General features: G+C 46.1%; 9 protein-coding genes. 4 read left to right on the top strand and 5 right to left on the bottom strand.

What is annotated here, in order from left to right:
* From asd to RTV33_RS05145, 4 genes are all read left to right on the top strand, one after another.
* On the top strand, positions 1 to 985 hold a 985-nt coding region (gene asd / locus RTV33_RS05160; RefSeq protein ID WP_312642227.1), incomplete at its 5' end, for an aspartate-semialdehyde dehydrogenase.
* Positions 986 to 1,063: 78 nt separating this feature from the next.
* Complete coding sequence (gene dapA, locus RTV33_RS05155) at positions 1,064 to 1,954, top strand: 4-hydroxy-tetrahydrodipicolinate synthase (RefSeq protein ID WP_312642226.1); 891 nt, start codon at positions 1,064 to 1,066, stop codon at positions 1,952 to 1,954.
* A 24-nt stretch (positions 1,955 to 1,978) separates the two neighbouring features.
* The gene (gene dapB / locus RTV33_RS05150) at positions 1,979 to 2,749 is read left to right on the top strand and encodes a 4-hydroxy-tetrahydrodipicolinate reductase (protein ID WP_312642225.1); all 771 of its coding nucleotides are present in this window, start codon (positions 1,979 to 1,981) and stop codon (positions 2,747 to 2,749) included.
* A gap of 18 nt (positions 2,750 to 2,767) precedes the next feature.
* Entirely contained in the window at positions 2,768 to 3,244 is a 477-nt protein-coding gene (locus tag RTV33_RS05145) for an ACT domain-containing protein (RefSeq protein ID WP_312642224.1), read from the top strand.
* 38 nt (positions 3,245 to 3,282) lie between these two features.
* On the opposite strand, the gene RTV33_RS05140 is transcribed toward RTV33_RS05145, so the two are convergent.
* From RTV33_RS05140 to RTV33_RS05120, 5 genes are all read right to left on the bottom strand, one after another.
* Positions 3,283 to 4,227 carry an L-lactate dehydrogenase gene (locus RTV33_RS05140; RefSeq protein ID WP_312642223.1) on the bottom strand — a complete coding sequence of 315 codons (945 nt, stop codon included), beginning with the start codon at positions 4,225 to 4,227 and terminating at the stop codon, positions 3,283 to 3,285.
* A 131-nt stretch (positions 4,228 to 4,358) separates the two neighbouring features.
* Complete coding sequence (locus tag RTV33_RS05135; protein ID WP_312642222.1) at positions 4,359 to 4,709, bottom strand: DUF2752 domain-containing protein; 351 nt, start codon at positions 4,707 to 4,709, stop codon at positions 4,359 to 4,361.
* A 62-nt stretch (positions 4,710 to 4,771) separates the two neighbouring features.
* A complete protein-coding gene (locus RTV33_RS05130) occupies positions 4,772 to 5,233 on the bottom strand; it encodes a CD225/dispanin family protein (RefSeq protein WP_312642221.1) in 462 nt (153 codons plus the stop codon).
* Between the two features lie 95 nt (positions 5,234 to 5,328).
* Positions 5,329 to 5,991: an orotate phosphoribosyltransferase gene (gene pyrE, locus RTV33_RS05125; RefSeq protein WP_312642219.1), complete on the bottom strand. Its 663-nt coding sequence runs from the start codon at positions 5,989 to 5,991 to the stop codon at positions 5,329 to 5,331.
* A gap of 209 nt (positions 5,992 to 6,200) precedes the next feature.
* Complete coding sequence (locus RTV33_RS05120; RefSeq protein WP_312642218.1) at positions 6,201 to 7,481, bottom strand: HD domain-containing phosphohydrolase; 1,281 nt, start codon at positions 7,479 to 7,481, stop codon at positions 6,201 to 6,203.
* Between the last annotated feature and the right edge of the window lie 129 nt (positions 7,482 to 7,610).

Raw genomic sequence — 7,610 nt, 5'->3', positions numbered from 1 at the left:
GACCCTGCTTGCAGCAAGCGCGCGTTCCGCGGGCAAAACCTATGAAGAGGCTGTTGGCAGCCGCTGGGCAATGGATACCCCAATCCCCGAGAATATTAAAAAAATGGTGGTGCAGGACGCCGCCAACGCTGCAGAGATTGCATCAAAGGTTGATTTTGTATTCTGTGCAGTTGATATGAAAAAAGATGAGATTAAAGCACTGGAAGAAGCTTATGCAAAAGCAGAGTGCCCGGTTATTTCAAATAACTCCGCTCACCGCTGGACAAAGGACGTACCGATGATTATTCCCGAAATGAACTCAGACCATACGGAAATCATCGAGAGCCAAAGAAAACGCCTTAGCACCAAACGCGGTTTCATTGCGGTGAAATCGAACTGTTCTATTCAGAGCTATGTTCCCGCTTTGGCGCCACTGATGGATTTCGGCGTAACCAAGGTTCTCGCGTGCACCTATCAGGCAATCAGCGGCGCGGGCAAAACCTTTGAAACCTGGCCGGAGATGGTGGATAATCTGATTCCATACATCGGCGGTGAAGAGGAAAAGAGTGAACAGGAGCCACTGAAGATTTGGGGCAGTATTGCGAATGGTGAAATTGTTGCCGCCACCTCCCCCGCTATCACCACACAATGCCTGCGTGTTCCTGTAGCCAACGGGCATACCGCGGCGGTGTTTGTCAGCTTTGAGAAAAAGCCGTCTCTCAATGAAATCAAGGCACGTTGGGCTGCGTTCAGCGGTGAGCCGCAAAAACTCGAGCTGCCCTCTGCACCCAAACAGTTCCTCAACTATTTTGAAGAGAACGACCGTCCTCAGGCGAAAACAGAACGGATGTTGGAAAACGGTATGGCAATTTCTATTGGTAGGCTACGCGAAGACAGCCAGTATGATTACAAATTTGTATGCCTGTCGCACAACACCATTCGCGGCGCAGCGGGCGGCGCGGTACTGATGGCAGAGCTTTTAGCTGCCAAGGGTTATCTGGATTAACTTTATAGACACATTACCGAGTACAAAATTGACATGACTGCGCAAGATTTTATATTCGGCCGAAAGGAGCACGAGCGAATGAAAAAAACAATATTCACCGGTGCGGGTGTTGCTGTTATTACCCCAATGTTTGCAGACGGTTCGATCAACTACGATGAGCTTGGGCGCATCATTGAGTTTCAACTGGCAAACCACACCGATTCCATCATCATCTGTGGTACCACGGGCGAGAGTTCTACCATGACTGACGAAGAGCATGTAAAAGCGATCGAATTCGCGGTGAAGCAGGTTGCGGGCAGAGTTCCCGTTATTGCAGGTGCGGGCAGCAACGATACCGCCTACGCGCTGTGGCTTTCGAAGGAATCTGCCGCTGTTAAGGCTGATGCGCTGCTGCATGTCACCCCTTATTATAACAAAACCTCACAACTGGGTCTTATCCGCCACTTCAACACGCTGGCAGATGCAACCGATTTACCGATCGTCCTTTACAATGTACCCAGCAGAACGGGTATGGATATCACCCCGGCAAGCTATGTAGAGCTGGCAAAACACCCCAATATTGTAGCGACCAAAGAAGCAAGCGGTAACATCAGCAAAATTGCACAGGTTGCAGCAGAATGCGGTGACAACCTTGATATTTACTCGGGCAACGACGACCAGATTGTTCCAATTCTTGCTTTGGGCGGCAAAGGCGTTATTTCGGTTTTCTCGAACATTATGCCGCAGCAGACCCACGAAATCTGCCAGCTGTTTTTTGACGGCAAGGTTGCAGAGAGCACAAAGCTTCAATTAAAGCTCCTGTCGCTCATGAATGCCTTGTTTATTGATGTAAACCCTATTCCTGTGAAAGAGGCTATGAACCTTCTCGGTTGGGCTGCAGGGCCCTGCAGGCTACCGCTGGTTGAGATGAGTGAAAGCGCAAAGGCACACCTTGTGGCGGAACTCAAGGGTGCCGGGCTTTTGAACTAATTATGATACGCTAGGATGTGTAATATGAAAAAAATTATACTCTCGGGCGCAAACGGAAAGATGGGGCATGTCATTGCATCGTTTGTAAAAGAGAAAAGTGACTGTGAAATCGTAGCGGGTATTGATAGAAACACTAAAACCTATGATGACTTCCCTATTTTTGCAGTTCCTGCACAGTGCACAATCAAGGCGGACTGCATCATAGACTTTTCACACCCATCATTGCTCAACCCCATACTGGAGTATGCGGCGCACACCTCCACCCCTATTGTGGTGGCAACCACCGGAATTTCGAACGAACAGATTGCACTGATGCGCAAAACCAGCGAACTGGTGCCGGTATTTTCTTCGTTTAATATGTCGTTAGGTGTAAACCTGCTGCTCGAGCTTGCCCGAAAAGCTGCCACCGTGCTGGGGCACGATTTTGACATTGAGATTGTAGAAAAACACCACGACCAAAAGGTGGATGCACCAAGCGGTACCGCAATTATGCTGGCGGATGCAATCAACCATGCGCAAAGTGATTGCTACGAGTACAAATACGACCGCCACAGCAAACGTGAAAAGCGCAGTAAAAGTGAAATTGGCATGCACTCCATTCGCGGCGGCACTATTGTTGGCGAGCACGATGTAATTTTTGCGGGTAAAGATGAAATTATAACGCTTTCGCACACTGCAATGTCCAAAGAAATTTTTGCTACAGGCGCTGTCAATGCGGCAGTATACCTTGCAGGCAAGCCCGCCGGACTGTACGATATGGGTGATTTAGTGGGTATGCAAAACCCAGCCGAATAAACAGGAGGGTGTTAAGTCATGAACGGTGTTAGCAAGCTTTCCGTGTGCGACGATATCGCACTGGTAACTTTTAATAAGATTGGTGCAGATTTAAAGTTTATTTCCGCAGTATTTACCGACTTTGCCAAACAGGGTATTAACATTGATATGATTTCACAATCTGCCCCTACAGGTGACTTGGTAAGTGTTTCGTTTACCGTTGCAGGTGAAGATTTGATCAAGGTGCTGGCACTCACCAACAAGTATAAGGCGCAATATCCCGATATCAAACCACTTGTAAGCAGCAGCAACAGCAAGGTTCAGCTGTTTGGCGAGGAGATGCGCAATATGGAGGGCGTTGCTGCAAAGGCAATTTCCACTGTAGCAGGCGCAGACGCACATGTACTGATGATTACCACCTCGGAAGTAGATATCTCGCTGCTGCTGACCGCATACAACCTTGAACAAACCATTGAGCTACTGGAAACAGAATTTGGCGTAAAAGCCCAAAGATAAAACAAAGAAAAGACGGCAAATGCCGTCTTTTCTTTGTTTTACAGCGACTCTACATAGCTTCTCACCACGGATATGGAGTGCCTGAGCTTGATAAGCTCTTCATCGGTCAAATGCAGCTGTACAATCTCTTTTACGCCGGTACGGTTGAGTATGGCAGGTACACCGCAAAAGACGTTGTATTCGCCAAATTCGCCATCCAGCAGCGTGGAAACAGGGATTACACGATTCTCATCGTACAGGATTGCCTTGATGATCCCCGACACTGCAGTTGCAATGCCGTAGTACGTGGTGCCTTTGCGCTCCAGTATCTCCCACCCCGCTTTAACGGTCTCTTTTACCAGCCGGTCTAGGTCAACGCCGGTAAAGCGTTCCTTGTTGTCTGCAAGTATTTGAGAAAATGCCTTGCCGCCAACGGTAACATGTGACCATGGCACCATTTGGCTGTCGCCATGCTCCCCCATCGTATAGGCGTGCACACTTCTGGGGTCGACATGGATCAGCTCACCGATAAACGTTTTCAAGCGGGCAGAATCAAGGGAGGTACCTGACCCGATGACCTGATTTTTGGGCAAGCCCGACAGCTGGTACACATACTGTGCGATGATGTCAACCGGATTGGAAACGACGATAAAATGGCCCGCGAAACCGCTTTCCATAATTGACGCAACGATTGACCGGATAATCGTTTTCGTTGCTTCCAGCGTATCGAGCCTGGTTTGCCCTGCCTTTGGCGGTGCGCCTGCCGTAATGACAATGATGTCCGCATCACCGCAGGATTTATAATCCCCCACCGAAACCTTGACGTTGCGGTTGAGGTAATTGATACCATGCTGCAAATCCATCATTTCTCCATAGGCGCGCTCTTTGTTGATGTCGATAAGCATTACTTCGTCACAAACACCTTGTGTAATCAAGCTGAATGCGGTGGATGAGCCTACCAACCCTGCGCCTATAATCACCACTTTGCTTGTATTTATTTTCATATGCATAGCTCCATTCCATTGTTTTGTCTTTAGCCTACTACATTTTCACAAATGATCAATACTATTTCTGGTGGTTTGCATACTGCCACGCAAAAAAAGCTTCCGATATAGTATCGGAAGCTTTTTATAGGTTATACAATTGTCGGAACAAGCAGTGTAAACGGGTAAACCGGAATATTTCGCACCACGCTATACACCAACAGCAACATTAAAACCCACCAGAGCACACGGAATGACAGCCGGCGGTCAATGTTGTTCTGCCCTGTTTTAACATAATCAACCATGCGCGCCGCAATATACAAGACAATAAACGGCAGCAGTATTATCAAAGCAGGGTTAAAGCGAAACGCCCGATAGAATTGGAGATGCAGCACGCTGCGCAGTGCGCGCGATGCACCGCAGCCCGCACAGTAAAAGCCTGTAAGGGTGCGCACAGGGCATGGAATGCCCGCCCCCCGAGGATTGCTGAAATAAAGCCACATCGCACCCGCCAGAAGCAAGGCTAAAATTGTTCCGACGATTAAGAGACGCTTTTTCATCAAAGTTAGAAATTATAGTTATACATCATGCCGCTATCGGCTATGCTAAAGCCAACCACAACCATAAAGACAATATAAAGAATGATAATTACTACGCAAGATACGGCTGCGATAATGGACCACATCTTGGATTTTTTAGCAGCACTCTGTGCGCCCAGAAAATCACCGATAGCCTGCGCCTTGTCAATTTTTGTTGCATAGATAATAGCAGGAATGCCAAAAGGTAAGCAGCACAGCACCGTTGCAAGAATTGCAAATATCAAATAGGTTGTACCGTTAATGGGATTAAAGCTCCCCTGCTGCTGTGGTGTGTCGTAAGCGTATTGCGGCGGAATAGGCTGAGACTCGCCGTATACCGGTGGTGACTGCGTGTTGCCCGCTTGTGCCTCACCGTTTAAAGAATTTCCGCATTGTGCACAGAAAACAGAATCATCCGGTAAATTTGCCCCGCATTTTGAACATATCATTTTATGTAACCCTCCTGAATCTTTCTATGGTAAACCTATTATAGCAAGTTATGATTAAAAATAAAAGATAATGCTTTGTAGCACAACATTAATTTTTAGAATTTGCAGTATTGTTTAATATATTTCTCCATAGCTGCAAGCACATCAGCGTAACCGCCCTGTTCTTTGAGGTATTCGCAGAGATCCAGTACGTTTACAATGGAGTGAACATCAATGCCAAACTCGTCTTTAACTTCCATCACTGCGGTTTTCTCGGCATTCTGGCCAACCTCACAGCGATTCACCGAAATAAACATGTCGCTCACCGTTACCTTAGCCGCCGAAAGCAGGACAGGAACGGTCTCACGCACTGCGGTACCCGCAGTAATCACATCTTCAATGATAATGATGCGGTCGCCATCTTGCGGCTTGTAGCCAACCAAACTGCCACCCTCACCATGGTCTTTTGCCTCTTTTCGGTTAAAGAAGAAGGGCTTGTCAATACCGAAGTCGCGCGCCAAAGCACCCGCCGCAGAAGTTGCAAGCGGAATACCCTTGTAAGCGGGGCCAAACATAGCATCAAAGCGGTCACCGCAGGTATCTTTAATGCACTGAGCATAGAACTTACCCAATGTAGAAATCTGTGCACCGGTACGGTAGTTGCCGGTGTTGACAAAATAAGGTGACAACCTGCCGCTTTTTGTTTTAAACTCGCCAAAACGCAGTACATCTGCGCTCATCATAAATTCTATAAATTCTCTCTTGATTGCTGTTAACATGGGTTGTCCTCATTTCGTGATAGTGTGAATAATTTGTAATAATTATATCATAAACCGGTCTTAAAACACAGTTTTGCACTTGCGCATGGCGCAAGTTTGCGTGCTAAAGCACGCAAAGACCGTTTCCGATGTGATAAAACATATTTGCCAAAGGTTAAATATTCGTTTTATTATAACATAAAATTTGATCAGATACAAGAATCCGCGACTTAAACTGTTGCAAATTCCTCTTGTTTTTCATATTCCGATATATTGCTGCAAATTTCATAGAAGGAGGTTTTTAAATTTTCGTACACTTCCAGTACCTGGCTGCAGTTTTGCGTGGCGTTGCCAAGCACTTCATCGTAATGTGTTACAACCATTCCTACTATTTCGCTGCAAATCTTATTTTGCTCCGCCATTTTAGTAAGAATTCCGATGGTTTTTTCTTTACTGAAGCTATCCTTATAGCTGCGTTTGCCACAAAGGGCGCTCATAATATCTGCAATTGCAACCGCACGCTCACTGGGCGAAAGCTGTCCGGCTATAAGTTTATGCGGGTAACCTGAGCCATCCAGCTTTTCATGGTGACGCACAGCTATTTTGCAAACCTCGCTGTCAATGTAATCGGTAAGAAGCTCTTCAGTCACCACTACATGGTGCTTCATAATCCGCATCTCTTCGTAGGTAAGCTTCCCGGGGTTTTCAAGAATTGCGAGCGGTGTTGATATCTTTCCCAAATCATGCAGCAAGGCGCCGTAATACACCGCTTTTTTCTGCGTTTCATTCAGATGAAGCAGTTTGGCTATTTCGACGCTGATGCTAACCGTCATAATCGTATGAGAAACCGTAGTCTCACTTCGGAAATCAATGACATAAACAAGCAGCTTGAGGTATTGGTCGACCTCTTCGGGCGTAAACGGATAATTTGCCATATAGGAGGTCAATTCCTCAAGATAGCTGCCATCGGCTAGATGCCCGACAATATCATATTGATTGTTTGCGCAAATAAACAGGTCGAGCAGATCGGGGCTAAATTTGCTTTCGGAAAATAAATCATACATTTTATCATCCAAGCGAAACTTATTTTCCCGTAAATAGATATCCAGCCTGTCCGTAAGCGAAATCACCATGGCAATATCTTTATTTGCACAATCCACTCCGGAGAATTTATCATAATCAAGGTGATGATACAAAATAGCATCTGCTAGATCGGAAAGCGACGAAAAATGCTTTAAAAACAAGTAGCCATATACTGAATGCTCCCAAATATTGTGCGTCTCAAACTTTACAATGTTGTCAATCTCTTCGGTTTTGTAGGCGCCTATATCATGCATAAGCCCTAAAAAGCAAACTCGCTGCATCTCTTGGTTGGTGGCAGTACCGTCAAACTGCATCATTTTATAAATCATATAAGCAACGCGTTCACCATGCTCAAGCAATCTGGCATCAACCAAACTGAGAGTTCTGCAAATAATCGGAATAACATTTTGGTTTTGTAATACTACCATGTTCTACCTCCATTATCAGAAATGTGTTGTGTTTATATTGAGATATATACTAAAAAATCATCGAGCGCAACCTATATTGCAAATCGATGATTGGTAGAATAAAAAAAAGATACCCTCCGAGCAAAAGCG

Source organism: Hydrogenoanaerobacterium sp. (assembly GCF_032017025.1).
In the GTDB taxonomy this organism is placed as follows: domain Bacteria; phylum Bacillota; class Clostridia; order Oscillospirales; family Ruminococcaceae; genus Hydrogenoanaerobacterium.
Note: the sequence above shows the minus strand (reverse complement) of the source record. Positions and strands in the feature narration are given on the sequence as shown.